This window comes from Oryzomicrobium sp. (assembly GCF_021287045.1).
Classification (GTDB): domain Bacteria; phylum Pseudomonadota; class Gammaproteobacteria; order Burkholderiales; family Rhodocyclaceae; genus Oryzomicrobium.
On the sequence record NZ_JAJTBG010000004.1, the window covers coordinates 48642 to 65376 of the forward strand.

Below are 16735 nucleotides of genomic sequence, written 5' to 3' on the forward strand. Positions count from 1 at the left end.
CCGGGTACGCCACGCCCATGCCCGCCGGGGCGGAGTGGCGGGCTAACAGGGTACAATCCGCCCCATGAAACTGCTTGCCCTGGACACCACCACCGAGGCCGGCTCCTGCGCGCTCTGGCTCGATGGCCGGGTGATCGCCCGGGACTGCCCGGCGGGACGCTCCCACTCCGAAACCCTGCTGCCCCTGACCCGGGACCTGCTCGCCGAGGCCGGCGTACCGTTTTCCGGCTTGGACGCCATCGCCTACGGCGCCGGCCCTGGGGCCTTCACCGGGTTGCGGGTGGCCTGCGCCGTGGCTCAGGGCCTGGCCGTGCCCTTCGACCTGCCGGTGGTGCCGGTGGGCTCCCTGCTCACCCTGGCCACCGCCTGCGGCGCAGCCACCGGGGCGCAGCGGGTGCTGGCCCTGCTCGATGCGCGCATGAACGAGGCCTATGCCGGCCGCTATGTGCGCGGCGCCGATGGTGCCTTTCACCCGGAGCACCCGGAAGGGGAGGACCGGGTCGGTCCGCCCCAGGACATCGAATTGCCCGACCCGGCCGAGGGCTGGGTGAGCGCCGGCAACGCCCCGGCAGCCTACCCGGCCCTGGCCGAGCGCCTGGCTGCCGCCGCCATCCCCCACCACCCGGCGTTGCCCCAGGCCGCTACCGTGGCGGCCCTGGCCGCGGCCCGGCTGGCCGCCACGCCCCGGGCCGACTGGGGCCAGTTCGACGCCGCCCTGGCGGCGCCGGTGTACGTGCGCGACAAGGTGGCCTTCACCGTGGCCGAGCGGCTCGCCCAGGGAGGCAAGGCGTGAGCCTGGCGGCCGAAACCCGGGAGCTGACACCCATGACCGAGGGCGACCTGGACGCGGTGCTGGCGATCGAGGCCGCCACCGCGGCTTTTCCCTGGCAGCGTGGCCATTTCGCCGATTCCCTCAAGGCCGGCTACAGCGGCTGGACCCTGCGAGTGGGCGGCCAGGTGGTGGGCTACGCCATGATCATGGCGGCGGTGGACGAGGCCCACCTGCTCAACATCGCCATCGACCCGGCCTTGCAGCGCCGCGGCCTGGGCCGCTGGCTGCTGGTACGGGCCATGGATGCGGCGCGCCAGTCCGGCATGTTTTCCATGCTGCTCGAAGTGCGGCCCTCGAACGAAGGCGCCCGGGCGCTCTATGCCGCCCTGGGCTTTGCCGAGATCGGCCGGCGCAAGGGCTACTACCCGGCGGCGGATGGCCGGGAGGACGCCATCGTGATGCAGCGCGCCCTGGTGGAGGCCCAGGCATGAAGCCGGTGCTGCTCTCCCGGGAAGCGATCCTGGCCGAAATGGGCATCGGCCCGGTGTGGGTGCCGCGCCAGGGCGGTGAGACGCCCGATGCCATGGCCGAAGCCGCCGTGAGCACTGCGCCCGAAGCGCCCGCCGCCCCTGAAATCCCTGCCGTCGACCGCCCCGCCCGGTCCTTCCCGGGCCGCCCCGCTGCACCAGTGAACGCGCCTCGGCCCGCGGCCGAGGCTGCGCCCCGCGTGGCTACCCCGGTGACGATTCCCCCCGGCCTGTCCTGGCCCGAGCTGCGCCAGACGATTGCCGATTGCCGGGCCTGCGGGCTGTGCGAAAAGCGCACCCAGGCCGTGCCCGGGGTGGGGGACGAGCAGGCCGACTGGCTGTTCATCGGCGAGGGCCCGGGGGCGGACGAGGACGCCCAGGGCGAACCCTTCGTCGGCCAGGCCGGCAAGCTGCTCGATGCCATGCTGGCGGCCATCGACCTGAAGCGCGGCGAGGACGTCTACATCGCCAACGCGGTGAAGTGCCGCCCGCCCGGCAACCGCACCCCGGAGCCGGCCGAGATGGCCGCCTGCCGGCCGTTCCTCACCCGCCAGATCGAGTTGCTCCAGCCCAAGCTGCTGGTGTTGCTCGGCCGGGCCGCCGCCGACAGCGTGCTGGGCCTGGAAAAACCCCTGGCCGCCATGCGCGGCCGGGTGCACGAGTACCAGGGCATCCCGGTGGTGGTGACCTACCACCCGGCCTATCTGCTGCGCAACCTGCCGGAGAAGGCCAAGGCCTGGGAAGACCTGCTCTTCGCCCGGCGCACCATGGCCCGCCTGAAGGGGCACTGAACCCGTGACCCGCGCGGCGCCCCTTGCAGGATCGGCGCCGCGCCCCTACCTTGACGGCATGAGACTGGATCGGACCGATCCGCCGCTGCCGAGCCGTCCCCGTCATTTCGCCCATCGCCTTATCGCTTCTCCCCCCGGAGGTCCCATGCGTTTCCGCCTGATCGCCCTGTTCGCCCTGGCCGTGTCCCTGCTCTCGGGCTGCGGCTACAACGAGTTCCAGCGCCTGGACGAAGAGTCCAAGGCCGCCTGGTCCGAAGTGATCAACCAGTACCAGCGCCGCGCCGATCTGGTGCCCAACCTGGTGAATACGGTGAAGGGCTACGCCTCCCACGAGAAGGAGGTGCTGACCCAGGTGACCGAGGCCCGGGCCAAGGTGGGCAGCCTCCAGGTGACGCCGGAGCTGGCTAACAATCCGGAAGCCCTGGCCAAGTTCCAGCAGGCCCAGGGCGAACTGTCCTCGGCCCTGTCCCGGTTGCTGGTGGTGTCCGAGAACTATCCGCAACTCAAGGCCGACGCTGCCTTCCGCGACCTGCAAGCCCAGCTCGAAGGCACCGAGAACCGCATCACCGTGGCGCGCAACCGCTACATCCAGTCGGTGCAGGTCTACAACACGGCGGTGCGCTCCTTCCCCAACAACCTGACCGCCATGGCCTTCGGTTACAAGCCCAAGGCCAATTTCAGCGTGGATAACGAAAAGGCCATTTCCACGGCCCCCACCGTGGATTTCGGCGGCGCCAAGCCTGCCGCGCCTGCCCCCGCGCCCGCTCCTGCGCCGGCCGAAGCCCCGGCCAAGGCGCCGGGTGGGGCAGCGCCGGTGTCGGGCTACTGATTCGCCTGGTCGGACCATGGTCGCCAGCACAGGCATCACGTTGGGTTCTTTTCGCGTGGTCCGCCAAACTCCGCGCCAGTGCTTGATCCTGGCGTGGTGCCTGCTGATCGCCGCATGCTGCCTCGTTCTCCCGGCCTGGGCTGCGGAGAATGAGGCGGGGCGCGGCCTTGCGCCCATCCCGCCGTTGACCGCCCGGGTCACCGACACCACCGGTACCCTGCCCGCCGACCGCCGCCAGGCCCTGGAGGCCAAGCTGGCCGCCTTCGAGAAGGACAAGGGCGCCCAGATCGCCGTGTTGATCGTGCCCACCACCCAGCCCGAGGCCATCGAGCAGTATTCGCTGCGGGTGGTGGAGGCCTGGAAGCTGGGCCGCACCAAGGTGGACGACGGCCTCTTGCTGGTGGTGGCCAAGAACGACCGGCGCCTGCGCATCGAGGTCGGCTACGGCCTGGAAGGAGCGGTGCCGGACGCCATCGCCAAGCGAGTGGTCAGCGAGGTGATCGCGCCCCGTTTCACCGCTGGGGATTTTCCGGGGGGCATCGAGGCTGGGGTGGATGCCCTGATCAAGATCGTCTCCGGCGAACCCCTGCCGCCGCCCGCCGCCAAGGCGCCGTCCGGGCAGGGGGCGGAAGGGGATCTGGAATCCCTGTTCGTGCTGGTGATGATCATGGCCCTGGCCGTGGGCCAGGTGCTGCGCGCCGTGTTCGGCCGCCTGTTCGGCTCCCTGGCCGTGGGCGGCGCCACCGGCGCCCTGGCCCTGCTGATCGCCGGCAGCCTGGGCATGGCGGCCCTGGCCGGCCTGGCCGCCTTCGTCTTTTCCCTGCTCGGCCTGAGCCCGGCCATGCTGCGCGGCGGCGGCCTGGGTGGGGGAGGCTTCGGCGGCTCCCGGGACGGCGGGTTTTCCGGCGGTGGCGGCCGTTTCGGCGGCGGTGGCGCTTCGGGAGGATGGTGAAGTGACGGTAACCCGCGTGTTCAAGCATCTGCTCGTCCCCGGCTGGTGGGGGCGGCGCCACTTTCCCTCCGGCAGCCTGGCGCGCATCGAGGCGGCCATCGCCGATTCCGAGGCGCGCCACGGCGGCGAACTGCGCTTCGTGGTCGAGACCGCCCTGCCGCTGGCCTACCTGCGCCGGGGCGAGGCCGGCATCCGGGAACGGGCCCTGGACCTGTTCTCCCACCTACGGGTGTGGGACACCGAGGGCAACACCGGCATCCTGGTCTATGTGCTGCTGGCGGACCGTCGGGTCGAGATCGTGGCCGACCGGGGCATCCACGCCCGGGTCGGCGAGGCGGCCTGGACGAAACTGTGCCGCCAGATGGGCGAGGCCTTCCGCGCCGGCAATTTCGAGGCCGGTACCCTGGCGGCCCTGGCGGACATCACCGTCCTGCTCGAAGCCCACGTCCCGCCGCCGCCGGGCAATCCCAACGAACTGCCCGACCGTCCCCTGGTGCTGGGCTGACCGCTACGCCTCCGGTGCCGGAGGCGCTCAATCCCGATCTGAAGAATGCACGCCCGGCGCCCTGGATGGCGCACCCGGGCCGGTGCCGTGCCGGCTATAGGGGCCGGTCCGGCCGGGAACAGGTTTGCGTCTGGGGAGGGCGTCGGCGCCGAGGAGTCTGGCTGGCGATGTATTAATAAAATTAATACGTTGGGCTGACGGAAAATCGAAGGTTCGCGCCAGTTGCGGAGTTTGTCTTTTCGGCCGCCGGGAAACATGAAGAAAATTAATGTATCGGCCGGCAGCCGGTGGCCGGGGCGGGGCGTGTCAGGTCGACTGGGGCGTGAGGGCTTCCTCGGCCCAGGCCAGGGCTGTCCGGTGGGCGTCGTTCAGGGTGGCAGCATCCAGGCCGAGTTGGGCGGCCAGGTCGGCGGTCCGGGCCGCTTGGCCCTTTTCCACCGCCAGGGCGAGCATCAGGAAACGGGCGTAGGGGCCGGTATTGGTCAGCAGCACCTCGCTGACGTCTTCCGGCAGGCGCAGCTTTTCCAGGACCCGGGGCAGGGGCTGGGCCAGCAGCAGTTCGAACAGGGAAAGCAGGCCCACCAGGAACAGTTCGTCGCAGGCGCTGCGGGGCAGGGCGTCTGCCGCCGCGATTTCGAGGAAGCGGGCGCGGCACAGGGCGACTTCGAGCAGGGCCTCGTCCCGGTCCCGGGTCTGGCCGACGCGGAACATGGAGACGGTGAGCCAGCGGTAGAGCCGGTCCCGGCCGAGGACCAGGATGGCCTGCTCGATGCTCGCCACCGGGCTGGTGAGGCCGGCGGCGGGAGAGTTGGCCAAGCCCAGCAGCTTGAGGGCTACTCCGGGGTCTTTCTTGGCGATCACGCCGAGCTCGGCCGGGTCGGCGTCGCTGCGCAGCAGGTTGAGCATTTCGATGAGCACCAGCCGGCTCTGGTCGAGTCGGCTTTCCTGCTCGTCCTGGTCCGGGGTGGTGAGGAAATCGCCCAGGCAGTAGTCGAAGCCCCGGCTGGCGACCATGCGCCGCTCGGGCCAGGCGTGCACGTCCTCGGCGGCCAGTTGCAGCCCGGGCCGGATCGCCTTGAGCTGGCGGGCCATCTTCTCGAAGGCTTGCAGCGGGTAGTCGCGCAGGGAAAGAAACACCACGTCGGCGGAAGCGGCGTGGAGCAGGGTGGCCGGGGCCAGGTCCACGCCGGCGAGGGCGGCCCGGGCGCCGCTGTCGCGCAGGCGCTGGATCACCGCGGCGCCGGTGTCGCTGGCGATGAAGCCGGCGGGTTCGCGGCGCAGATCGAGCAGGAACAGGGTGTGGGGCGCTGCCAGGGGCAGGTGTTCGTCGCGCAGCACCGCGTCGGCGGTGATCGGAATCACCGCCAGGCGGCGCTGGGCGAAGGCGGCAATGCCGGCGTCGGCCAGGGCCGCCAGCAGCAGGGACGAGGCCCCCGGGGCGGTGTCCGACTGGTAGGTGAAACGGTAGCCGTACAGCCGGTTGCGCTCGTCCACTACTTCCTCGCGGCGCAGCAGGGCCTCGGCGACCTGGCGGCGGGCCGCGTCGGGGGCCGGCGCAGGCATCGCCGCCGGTTTGCCGGGAGCGGGGGAGGGCGCGGAGGAAGGGGGGGCGTCGGCACCGTCGTCGCGGCGCTTGAAGAAGCGGCTGAAAAGCATTGGTTCCCTGATGCGCGTTATGCGCGTTATGGATTATTCCGGCGTCTGGCGCGCCGTATATGGTGAAACGCTAATTTTATGCCCCGCGCCGGTGCGTCGGGAGGAATTACGGCACGTTCCTTCCGGCGCGGGGCATGAGCAGCAGGCGGTCAGGCCATCAGCTGGCGCAGCACGTAGGGCAGGATGCCGCCGTGGCGGTAGTAGTCCACCTCGATCGGCGTGTCGATGCGGCAGGTGACGGCAATCTCCCCCGCCGTGCCGTCGGCACGGGCGATGCGCAGGCCCAGGGGCTGCTGGGGCTTGAGGGTGTCGTCCAGTCCGATCACGTCGAAGGTTTCGGTGCCGGTGAGGCCCAGGGACTGGATGCTGTCCTGGCCTTGGAACTGGAGCGGCAGCACGCCCATGCCCACCAGGTTGGCCCGGTGGATGCGCTCGAAGCTTCTGGCCACCACCATCTTCACCCCGAGCAGCTGGGTGCCCTTGGCCGCCCAGTCCCGGGACGAGCCGGTGCCGTATTCCTCCCCGGCCAGCACGATGGTCGGAATGCCGCGTTGCAGGTAGGCGCTGGCGGCCTCGAACACCGAGGTCTGCCGGCCGTCGAGCAGGGTGTAGCCCCCTTCGACCCGGGTGCCGTCCGCCTTGGGCGGCAGCATCAGGTTCTTCACCCGCACGTTGGCGAAGGTGCCGCGCACCATCACGTCGTGGTTGCCGCGGCGGGAACCGTAGGAGTTGAAGTTGAGGGGCGTCACCCCCTGGCCTTGCAGCCACTGGCCCGCCGGGGTGGAAGCCTTGAACGAGCCGGCCGGCGAGATGTGGTCAGTGGTCACCGAGTCCCCCAGCAGCAGCAGGGGCTTGGCTCCGGCGATGCCCTGGATCGTGCCCGGCTGCATGGAAAAGCCGTCGAAGAAGGGGGGCCGGGCGATGTACGTGGAGGCCGGCCAGCCATAGACCTGGCCGGTGGGGGCGGGCACCGCGTTCCACAGGTCGTGGTCCTTGGTGAAGTCGGCGTAGAGCCGTTGGTAGGTGGCCGGGTCCTGGGCATAGGGCAGCACGGCGTTGATCTCGTCGCTGCTCGGCCAGATGTCGCGCAGGTACACCGGCTGGCCGTCACGGCCCGTACCCAGGGGCTCGGCAGTGAGGTCCACGTTGGCCCGCCCGGCGATGGCGAAGGCCACCACCAGGGGCGGCGACGCCAGGTAGTTGGCACGGATGCTGGGGTGGATGCGGGCCTCGAAGTTGCGGTTGCCCGAGAGCACGGCGGCGGCCACCACGTCGTTGCCGGCGATGGCCTCGTTGAACTCCGGCGCCAGGTCGCCGGAGTTGCCGATGCAGGTGGTGCAGCCGTAGCCGGCCAAGGCGAAGCCCAGCTTGGCGAGGGGTTCCAGCAAGCCGGCTTTTTCCAGGTACTCGGTGACCACCCGGGAGCCAGGGGCCAGGGAAGTCTTGATGTGGGGCTGGACCGTCAGGCCCTTGTCCACCGCCTTCTTGGCCAGCAGGCCTGCGGCGATCAGCACCGCCGGGTTGGAGGTGTTGGTGCAGGAGGTGATGGCGGCGATCAGCACGTCGCCGTGGTGCAGGCTGACGCCGGGCATGGCCGTGGCCACGGTCTCGCCCAGGGCCTGGGCGCTCTTGCCGAAGCCGTTGTCGGCCACCGGGGCGGAAAACAGCCGGTCGAAGGTGCGGCCCATCTCGGGCAGGGGGATGCGGTCCTGGGGGCGCTTGGGCCCGGCCAGGGACGGCACCACGGTGGCCAGGTCCAGGGTGAGCATCTGGGAATAGTCGATCTGCCCGGCCCGGGGAATACCGAACAATTCCTGGGCGCGGAAGTAGCCCTCGAACAGGTCGGCTTCCTCGTCGCTGCGGCCGGTGTTGCGCAGGAAGGCCACGGTCTTCTCGTCCGGGGGGAAGAAACCCATGGTGGCGCCGTATTCCGGGGCCATGTTGGCGATGGTGGCCCGGTCGGTGACCGACAGGCTGGCGGTGCCCTCGCCGAAGAATTCGACGAACTTGCCCACCACCTTGGCCCGGCGCAGCAGCTCGGTAAGGGTCAGCACCAGGTCGGTGGCGGTGACGCCCTCGTTGAGCTTGCCTTGCAGTTCCACGCCGACCACGTCCGGGGTGAGGAAATACACCGGCTGGCCGAGCATGGCGGCCTCGGCCTCGATGCCGCCGACGCCCCAGCCGACCACGCCGACGCCGTTGATCATGGTGGTGTGGGAGTCGGTGCCCACCAGGGTGTCGGGGAAATAAACGCCGTCCTTGCCGCGCACGCCGCGGAACAGGTATTCCAGGTTCACCTGGTGCACGATGCCGATGCCCGGGGGCACCACCTTGAAGGTGTCGAAGGCCTGCATGCCCCACTTCATGAACTGATAGCGCTCGCCGTTGCGCTGGAATTCGTACTGCATGTTGCGCACCAGGGCGTCCGGGGTGCCGTACACATCCACCTGCACCGAGTGGTCCACCACCAGGTCCACCGGCACCAGGGGCTCGATGCGCTTGGGATCGCGGCCCAGGTCGGCGGCCACGTTGCGCATGGCGGCCAGGTCGCAGAGCAGGGGCACGCCGGTGAAGTCCTGCAGCACCACCCGGGCGACGACGAAGGGAATCTCGTCGCTGCGGGGTGCGTTGGCGCCCCAGTTGGCCAGTTGGTCCACGTGCTCCTTGGTCACCTTGTCGCCGTCGCAGTGACGCAGCACCGATTCCAGGACGATGCGGATCGACACCGGCAGCCGCGCGATTGCGGCAAATCCGGAGGCGGCGAGGGCGGGGAGGGAGTAAAATTGCCCGCTTCGGCCCGCCGGGGTCGAAAAGCGTTGCCGGGTGGCGGCGTAGGGGTTCGGCTGGGTCATGGCGTCTCCTTGTGGGATGTCGCGGAAAGGTTCCCGATCGGGAATCTTCGATCATAGTCCGACCCGGCGCGGTCTGCCGGGTTCCTCCGGACACGGCCTTCGGTCCTGCGGCCGGTGTCTAATCCCGAACATGCCAGTGTTTTTTTGCGCTTTTTTGGCGCCCGACGTTCACACCCCAACGCTAAAAAGCTATCATATATAAGACTTGGGTCCGCCACTCGCGGATGCCAGGGAGTTTGGACCTTCTCGTGTGAGGATTGAGCCGTGCTGGAAACCTATCGTGCCCACGTGGCCGAGCGCGCTGCGCTTGGCATTCCGCCCCTGCCGCTGACGGCGAAGCAGACCGAAGAGCTGATCGCGCTGCTGAAGAATCCGCCCAAGGGCGAAGAGCAGGCGCTGGTCGATCTGATCACCCACCGCGTGCCGGCCGGCGTGGACGACGCCGCCAAGGTCAAGGCCGCCTTCCTCTCCAAGGTCGCCAAAGGTGAAGAGTCCTGTGGCCTGATCCCCCGCGCCAAAGCTACCGAACTGCTGGGCACCATGCTCGGCGGCTTCAACATCAAGCCCCTGATCGACCTGCTCGGCGATGCCGAAGTGGGCGGCGTGGCGGCCGAGGGCCTGAAGAAGACCCTGCTGGTGTTCGACTACTTCCACGATGTGGCCGAGCTGGCCAAGGGCGGCAACGCCAACGCCAAGGCCGTGCTGCAATCCTGGGCCGACGGCGAATGGTTCACCTCCCGTCCCGAAGTCCCCGCTTCCCAGAAGCTCACCGTTTTCAAGGTCACCGGCGAAACCAACACCGACGACCTGTCCCCGGCACCTGACGCCTGGTCCCGTCCCGACATCCCGCTGCACGCCCTGGCCATGCTGAAGAACCCGCGCCCGGGCATCACCCCGGAAGAAGCCGGCGTGCGCGGCCCGGTCAAGTTCCTCGAAGAACTGCGCGCCAAGGGCAATCTGGTCGCCTACGTGGGCGACGTGGTCGGTACCGGCTCCTCCCGCAAGTCCGCCACCAACTCGGTGCTGTGGTTCACCGGCGAAGACATCCCCTTCGTGCCGAACAAGCGCTTCGGCGGCGTGTGCCTGGGTTCCAAGATCGCCCCGATCTTCTTCAACACCATGGAAGACGCCGGCGCCCTGCCGATCGAAATCGACGCCGGCCAGATGGACATGGGCGACGAGATCGAACTGAAGGTCGACCACGCCAACGGCAAGGTCACCGCCCTCAAGAACGGTGCCGTGATCGCCGAATCCCAGCTCAAGACTCTGGTGATTCTGGACGAAGTGCGCGCCGGCGGCCGCATCCCCCTGATCATCGGTCGCGGCCTCACCGCCAAGGCCCGTGAGGCCCTGGGCCTGGCCCCCTCCACCCTGTTCCGCCTGCCTCAGAACCCGGCCGATTCCGGCAAGGGCTTCTCCCTGGCGCAGAAAATGGTCGGCCGTGCCTGCGGCCTGCCGGAAGGCCAGGGCATCCGCCCGGGCACCTACTGCGAACCGAAGATGACCACCGTCGGTTCCCAGGACACCACCGGCCCCATGACCCGCGACGAGCTGAAGGACCTGGCTTGCCTGGGCTTCTCCGCCGACATGGTGATGCAGTCCTTCTGCCACACCGCCGCCTACCCCAAGCTGGTGGACGTGCGCATGCACCGTGAGCTGCCGTCCTTCATCAGCACCCGCGGCGGCGTCGCCCTGCGTCCCGGCGACGGCGTGATCCACTCCTGGCTGAACCGCCTGCTGCTGCCCGACACCGTCGGCACCGGCGGCGACTCCCACACCCGCTTCCCGATCGGCATCTCCTTCCCGGCCGGCTCCGGTCTGGTGGCCTTCGCCGCCGCCACCGGCGTGATGCCCCTGGACATGCCCGAATCCGTGCTGGTGCGCTTCAAGGGCAAGATGCAGCCCGGCGTCACCCTGCGCGACCTGGTCAACGCCATCCCCCTGTACGCCATCCGCCAGGGCCTGCTGACCGTCGAGAAGAAAGGCAAGAAGAACATCTTCTCCGGTCGCATCCTGGAAATCGAAGGTCTGCCCGACCTGAAGGTGGAACAGGCTTTCGAACTGACCGACGCCTCCGCCGAGCGCTCCGCTGCCGGCTGCACGGTGCACCTCAACAAGGAACCGATCGTCGAGTACATGAACTCGAACATCACCTTGATGAAGTGGATGATCGCCAACGGCTACCAGGATGCCCGCACCCTGAAGCGCCGCATCAAGGCCATGGAAGAGTGGATCGCCAAGGGCGAACTGCTCAAGGGCGATGCCGACGCCGAATACGCTGCCGTGATCGAGATCGACCTGGCCGACATCAACGAGCCCATCGTTGCCTGCCCGAACGACCCGGACGACGTGAAGCTGCTGTCCGAAGTCGCCGGCGACAAGATCGACGAAGTGTTCATCGGCTCCTGCATGACCAACATCGGCCACTTCCGCGCCGCGGGCAAGGTGCTGGACGGCAAGTCCGACATCCCGACCCGCCTGTGGATCGCCCCGCCGACCAAGATGGACGCCATGATCCTCAACGAGGAAGGCTACTACTCGGTCCTCGGCAAGTCCGGCGCCCGCATGGAAATGCCCGGCTGCTCCCTGTGCATGGGCAACCAGGCGCAGATCCGCAAGGGTTCCACCGCCATGTCCACCTCCACCCGGAACTTCCCGAACCGGCTGGGCATCGACACCCGGGTCTACCTGGGTTCCGCCGAACTGGCGGCCGTCTGCGCCCTGCTTGGCAAGATCCCGAGCGTGGCCGAGTACATGGAGCAGGTGAACGTGGTCAACCAGAAGGCCGCCGACATCTACCGGTACATGAATTTCGACCAGATCGCCGAATTCCGCGACGTGGCCGACACCGTTACCCTCTGATCCACGGGTAACGATGCAGAAATAAAACCAAAGGAAGTAGCGAGGAGGGAACGGCTCCGCCCACAAGGCGGGGCCGTTTTTTTTCTGGAGACTGGCCGGGCAAGAGTCGCAGCCGGCCGTGATTCAAGGCGCCCGGTCGATCAGCGCCGCCATGCGCCGGGCCACGGCGGGTACCGCCAGGCGGTGGATGGGAAGCACCAGGGCCAGGTAGATCCGGCCCAGCCGGTTGTGGGGACGCACCAGGGTCGAGGCGCTCAGGGCCGGCGTGCCGCCATCGCCGCCGTTGTCGTCGAGCAGCAGGGAGATGCGGAAATTCAGGTGCCGGTCGTCGTCGCCGAGCACCGCTTCCCGGCCGTCCAGGGCCAGCAGGCGGAACAGGCCGATCCGCTGCCCCACCGTGAAGGGAGGCGCGATGGGCAGCATCGGCCCGGTGCCGGTCTTCAGGCCGAAAGGGCGCACCAGAACGTTGCGCAGTGCCGTCAGGCGCGACAGCCAGGGCGGCACCGCGGCGAAGAACAGGGCCACCAGGCCCTCGGCATCCAGATCGCACCGGCGCACCGGCAGGGTGAAGGAATCCCGGTAAGAGTAGGCGGCCTGTTCGCCGTGGAGGCGGGAGGCGAGGGGAATGCGGTCGGTGAGTTCGGGCATGGCGGCCTCTGGCGGTTTGAAGGATGCGCCGGACTCTAGCGCCGGCCTCGCCTGGGCGTCTTGTAGCGAAACGACATGGGGATGCTGGGCCTGGCTACGCCCCGGCTTTCTGCTCGGCGCGGTGGGCCGGAGCGCAGCCTAGAAGCCGGTGCCGCCGAAAAAATCCACGATCTGCCGGCGTGAGAACAGGTAGGGCCATAGGGCCGGATCGCGCTCGGCGCAGCGGCGCTGCCATTCCCCCGGGGAGTAGCCGGTGAAGTGGCGCATGTCCCGGCTCAAATGGGCCTGGTCGGCATAGCCCGCCTCGGCGGCCAGGCCAGCCCAGTCCAGGGAATGGCGCGCCCCGGCCAGGGCGGGGGTATCGAGCAGGCGGGCGATCAGGGAACTGCAACGCAGTTGCTGCCGCACCTTGCGCCAGGGTTGGCCGAAGCTGGCGAGAAAACGCCGCTCGAACTGGCGCACCCCGATGCCGTGCTGCTCCGCCAGCGCCGCCATGGGGCGGGCGTGCCAATCGGCCGGCAGCGCCAAGTCCGGGCCAGGAGCTGCAATGCTGCGGCTGCGGCGCACGAGAAAATTCTCGAACTGGGCCAACTGGGCATCCTCATCCGGCGCCGCCGCCAGGGATTCGGCCAGGGTCGCCACCTCGGCCCGGGGCACCAGTTCTTCCAGGGCGAACAAGCCCTCGCAGACCGTATCGTTGGGCATGCCCAGCAGGCAGCGGAGCCCGCCCGGGCGCACTGCCGCCATCAGCACCCGGGTGCCGGGAGCGGCTGCGGCGAAGCGGGGTGTGCCGGTCCCGCCGCACAGGCATAGGGTCGGCATGGGTACGGGGCCGTCCGGCAGGTCGAGGCGGATGCTGCCGCGCAGCACTAGCAGGAAGATGGCGTGGATGCTGGCCGGCTTGGCATAGGGGCCGGCGGGCAGGGTGGTGACCAGCAGGCTCTGGATGAGGCCGGCCAGGGCGGGGGCCGGGGGGCGCAGGCGGGTATCCATGGCGTCATGATACCGGTGCCCCCCGGGGTGTTTCGCTCAAGGTGCGGATTCCGTTGGCGCCGGCGCGCTGCGGCGCACGGTGCCGCGGCTGCCGTCCACCTCCACCGTTTCACCCGAAGCGAGGGCGGCCAGGATGCCGGGCAGGTTGACCACCGCCGGGATGCCGAACTCCCGGGCGACGATGGCGCCGTGGGAAAGGTAGCCGCCGGTTTCCATCACCAGGCCGCCGGCCTTGAGAAAGAGCGGGGTCCAGGCCGGGTCGGTGGAGGGGGCGACGAGGATTTCGCCCGGGGCGAGGTGGATGCCGTCTTCCGGGCGGTGAATCAGGCGGGCCGCCCCCGTGGCGGTACCGCAGCCCACCGCGACGCCGGTCCAGCAATCCGCCCCGGCATTGCCCACGGCGGGTTCGGCGGGAGGTTGGGGGCGGGCTTCGGCGGCGCTGCCGAGGATCACTTCCGGTGGCGTCTGCGCTTCCCACTCGGCCAGGCGCCGCCGCCGGGCCGCCACCCGGGGGGCCAGGGCCTGGGCGCCGATGCGGCCCTTCAGGGCGTCGTCCAGCTCGTGATGGGTGAGGTCGAAGACTTCCTCCCGGGAATGCAGCGTGCCCCGCTGCGCCAGTCGCCGGCCGGCTTCGAGCAGCAGGCGGCGACTGACTTCGGCGCAGGCGATGAAGGCGCTGCGGGCCAGTTCCCGGTCGCCGATTTCGTTGCGGGCGATGCCCACCAGTACTCGGGCCGCGAGCCGTTTTGCCCAGGGAAGCCCCCGCTGGAGCCGGGACCAGGCCGTCCGGGCCGCTTCATCGCGCCGGCGCGCGATGGCGCCCAAGTCCGCATCCACCAGGCCGGCCACCGTATCGAGCAGGTAGTCCGGGTTTTCGCGGAAACGGGGGTTGCGCAGATAACTTTCGTAAATGCCCCGGTGGCCGTAGCGGTCGAGGAAGTCGGCAAAGCCCCGGCGGAAGGGGCTGTCGGCGGGCAGCCGGGCCAGGTCCCAGGGGGCGCCCTGGCGGAGCCAGTCCCGGGCGGCGGGCTCGGCCCGGGCCGCACTGGCGAGGGCGGCGAGGTCGTAGCCCTGCTGGGCGCTGACGCTGGGCGGCCCGCCGGCCATTACCGCCGCCACGAGGGCGTGGCCTTCGCCGGGCAATTGCGTTTCCACCAGATTCACCAACTGGTACAGGTTGGCGCCGCCGGACCCTTGCAGGAAGGCCATGCCGATGCGGTTGCGGAAATAGGCGCGGTTGGCCGCGAGCCGTCCGGCCAGGGTGGCATCGGCCAGACCGGTCAGATCGTCCTGGCGCCAGCGGCGGGCCTCGGCGAAGGCCTGGGCGGCCTCGGCCTTGCCCTGCCGGCGCAGCGCCCGGGCGCCCACCAGGTAGCGCAAGGTGTGGCGGACCCAGGCCAGCCGAAGCCTCCAGGTGGCGGGCGGCACCGTGATTTCGGGCTGGTGGCCGCCCATCAAGCCGTTCATCTGTTTGGGCGTGATGCCGAAGCCGGAATAGCCTTCCCACTGCACCAGGGCGGCATTGATATAGAGCCGGCCGCCGAGGAGGGCGAAGCGCCGCGCGCCCGCCAGCAGGGGAAAGCCGGCGAGGCGGTGGCCTTGTTCGAGCATGGTGTCCACCATGCCGCGCCAGTGGAACCAGTCCATGGCGTTCATGGGCAGGGGCGCCACGTCGCGGCTGTTGCCGTTGGTCCAGATGGCCGCCTGCCCGGCCAGCTCCGGGTAGCAGTGCCAGGGCCGGGCGGTGACCGGGCGGGCCTGGACGAGGTGGAAGCGCTCGCCGTCCCACACCCATTCGATGTCGAAACAGGGATCGGCGTAATCCAGGGCCTGAGCAGCATCGCGCAGCAAGCGGGCCAGTTCGACGGCGTGGGTATCGTCCAGCAGGGGGGCGGCATCGCTGCTCTCCGGCGGCAGCGTCTCGTGCCGGGTGCCGCCTCCGGGGGCCGGGACGACGCGGACGTTCTGCCGGGCGGGCTGGCGTTCGACGAGGATGAAGGCATCGTCGTCGCGCCGCTCTTCGAGGACGATCGTCTCGCCGTTCTCGCTACCGCCCACCAGGGCCTCGCCGAGGCCGCTCACCGCGTTGATCACGTAGCGGTCGTCCCGGCCGCTTCGCGGGTCGCAGGTGAAGGCGACGCCAGAAAGCCGGGCCGGGACGAGGGGCATCACCACGACCGCCATGGCGGCATCCGCATCGGCGATGCCCAGCCGTTGCCGGTAGGCGGCGGCATGGGCGGTCCACAGGGACGACCAGACGGCGGCGACGGCCCGGGCCAGGGCCGGGGCGCCGATCACGTTCAGCTCGCTGCGGTGGATGCCGGCGAAGGACGCCTTTTGCGAATCTTCCTGGGGGGCCGAGGAGCGCACCGCCAGGGGCGTCCCTTCCCAGCACCGCTTGCGCAGTTCGGCATCCAGGACGGTCAGCAGGGCGTCGGGGAGCGGCGGCGGGCGGGTGGCGTCGCGGGGCGCGCCGGTGAAGGCGTCAGCGAGAGCTGGGGCCGTGATGACAAAGCCGCCGGGCACCGGCAGGCCCAGTTGCAGGAGCTGGCCGAGTTGCCGTCCCTTGCCGCCGACCTGGGCGACCGGGGCCTCCGCGGCGGCGGCAAGATCCATCAGCGCGGCGATGGGGGATAGGGCTGGCGTGGCGTTCATGAGCGGACGTCCCCGGCGCAGCCGTCGAAAATCAAATCCACCATGGCATCCAGGGAGGCCTTGAGGTCGATTCCGGGAATCTGTAGCCAGCGCAGCAGGGCGCAGAGGTACATGAACTGGAGGGTATGGCCCAACTGCTCAGGCGATACGTCGCTGCGAATTTCGCCCCGGGCCTGACCGTCGGCGATGAAGCGGGCAAAGATCTGGTTCATGCCGCTGCGATCCTCCGGGCGGATCTCGGCGATGGGCTGGCTGAGGCGGTAGTGGATGTAGTGGGGCAGGTAGTCGCGCCCCCGCTCCGAGTAATCGGCGGAAAGGTGCAGGAACCGGCGCAACCGGGTGCGGGCTCCCAGGTCCGCGGGCAGGGCGGCGAGCAGCGTCGGAAGCTCCCGGGCCAGGTCCGCGTGCATGCGGGCCTTGACCAGGGCCTCCTTGACCGGGAAATGGTTGTACAGGGTGCCCTTGGCCACGTCGGCGGCGGCGGCGATCTGTTCCATGGTCACCTGGTCGTAGCCGTGGCTAGCGAACAGTTCGAAGGCCACCCGGACCAGGTGTTCGGCGGTCTGTTGGCGCTTGCGGGAACGGCGGCCGTCGGCCGAGGGCGTGTCGACGGGGGAGGGGGCTTGGGGTGAAGGTTCGGGGCGCATGGCGGCTGAAAATTTTGAACGACGTAAAAAATTGTACGACGTTCAC

General features: G+C 69.6%; 13 protein-coding genes. 7 read left to right on the plus strand and 6 right to left on the minus strand.

Annotation, left to right across the window (positions count from 1 at the left end; translation table 11 throughout):
- The first annotated feature begins 64 nt into the window (after window positions 1-64).
- From tsaB to LWW89_RS05430, 6 genes are all read left to right on the plus strand, one after another.
- Window positions 65-793 carry a tRNA (adenosine(37)-N6)-threonylcarbamoyltransferase complex dimerization subunit type 1 TsaB gene (tsaB, locus tag LWW89_RS05405; RefSeq protein WP_293262328.1) on the plus strand — a complete coding sequence of 243 codons (729 nt, stop codon included), beginning with the start codon at window positions 65-67 and terminating at the stop codon, window positions 791-793.
- Window positions 790-1263, plus strand: coding sequence for a ribosomal protein S18-alanine N-acetyltransferase (rimI, locus tag LWW89_RS05410; protein WP_293262331.1), 474 nt, complete (start codon window positions 790-792; stop codon window positions 1261-1263). The genes tsaB and rimI overlap by 4 nt, the downstream gene beginning before the upstream one ends.
- The gene (locus LWW89_RS05415) at window positions 1260-2090 is read left to right on the plus strand and encodes a uracil-DNA glycosylase (RefSeq protein ID WP_293262334.1); all 831 of its coding nucleotides are present in this window, start codon (window positions 1260-1262) and stop codon (window positions 2088-2090) included. Before rimI ends, LWW89_RS05415 begins: the two co-directional genes overlap by 4 nt.
- Window positions 2091-2235: 145 nt before the next feature.
- Window positions 2236-2919 carry a LemA family protein gene (locus tag LWW89_RS05420; protein WP_293262337.1) on the plus strand — a complete coding sequence of 228 codons (684 nt, stop codon included), beginning with the start codon at window positions 2236-2238 and terminating at the stop codon, window positions 2917-2919.
- A gap of 184 nt (window positions 2920-3103) precedes the next feature.
- Window positions 3104-3871 carry a TPM domain-containing protein gene (locus LWW89_RS05425; RefSeq protein ID WP_293262340.1) on the plus strand — a complete coding sequence of 256 codons (768 nt, stop codon included), beginning with the start codon at window positions 3104-3106 and terminating at the stop codon, window positions 3869-3871.
- Between the two features lies 1 nt (window position 3872).
- Window positions 3873-4376, plus strand: a complete 504-nt coding sequence (locus LWW89_RS05430) for a TPM domain-containing protein (RefSeq protein WP_293262343.1) — start codon at window positions 3873-3875, stop codon at window positions 4374-4376.
- 306 nt (window positions 4377-4682) lie between these two features.
- Here the strand turns inward: LWW89_RS05430 and LWW89_RS05435 are convergent, their stop codons facing one another.
- Window positions 4683-6032 (minus strand): HDOD domain-containing protein, encoded by a 1350-nt coding sequence (locus tag LWW89_RS05435; RefSeq protein ID WP_293262346.1) that lies wholly within the window; start codon window positions 6030-6032, stop codon window positions 4683-4685.
- Between the two features lie 149 nt (window positions 6033-6181).
- Window positions 6182-8884: an aconitate hydratase AcnA gene (gene acnA, locus LWW89_RS05440; RefSeq protein ID WP_293262349.1), complete on the minus strand. Its 2703-nt coding sequence runs from the start codon at window positions 8882-8884 to the stop codon at window positions 6182-6184.
- Between the two features lie 264 nt (window positions 8885-9148).
- Here acnA and LWW89_RS05445 point away from each other — a divergent pair, with 264 nt between their 5' ends.
- Window positions 9149-11746 (plus strand): bifunctional aconitate hydratase 2/2-methylisocitrate dehydratase, encoded by a 2598-nt coding sequence (locus LWW89_RS05445; protein ID WP_293262352.1) that lies wholly within the window; start codon window positions 9149-9151, stop codon window positions 11744-11746.
- Window positions 11747-11869: 123 nt separating this feature from the next.
- Here LWW89_RS05445 and LWW89_RS05450 read toward each other — a convergent pair whose 3' ends face one another.
- From LWW89_RS05450 to LWW89_RS05465, 4 genes are all read right to left on the minus strand, one after another.
- Window positions 11870-12394 carry a DUF2867 domain-containing protein gene (locus tag LWW89_RS05450; RefSeq protein ID WP_293262355.1) on the minus strand — a complete coding sequence of 175 codons (525 nt, stop codon included), beginning with the start codon at window positions 12392-12394 and terminating at the stop codon, window positions 11870-11872.
- Between the two features lie 138 nt (window positions 12395-12532).
- Window positions 12533-13387, minus strand: a complete 855-nt coding sequence (locus LWW89_RS05455; RefSeq protein WP_293262358.1) for a helix-turn-helix domain-containing protein — start codon at window positions 13385-13387, stop codon at window positions 12533-12535.
- Between the two features lie 36 nt (window positions 13388-13423).
- Window positions 13424-16042 (minus strand): PEP/pyruvate-binding domain-containing protein, encoded by a 2619-nt coding sequence (locus LWW89_RS05460; RefSeq protein ID WP_293262361.1) that lies wholly within the window; start codon window positions 16040-16042, stop codon window positions 13424-13426.
- On the minus strand, window positions 16039-16689 hold the full coding sequence (locus tag LWW89_RS05465; RefSeq protein WP_293262364.1) for a TetR/AcrR family transcriptional regulator: 651 nt from the start codon (window positions 16687-16689) through the stop codon (window positions 16039-16041). The genes LWW89_RS05460 and LWW89_RS05465 overlap by 4 nt, the downstream gene beginning before the upstream one ends.
- Window positions 16690-16735: the final 46 nt, after the last annotated feature.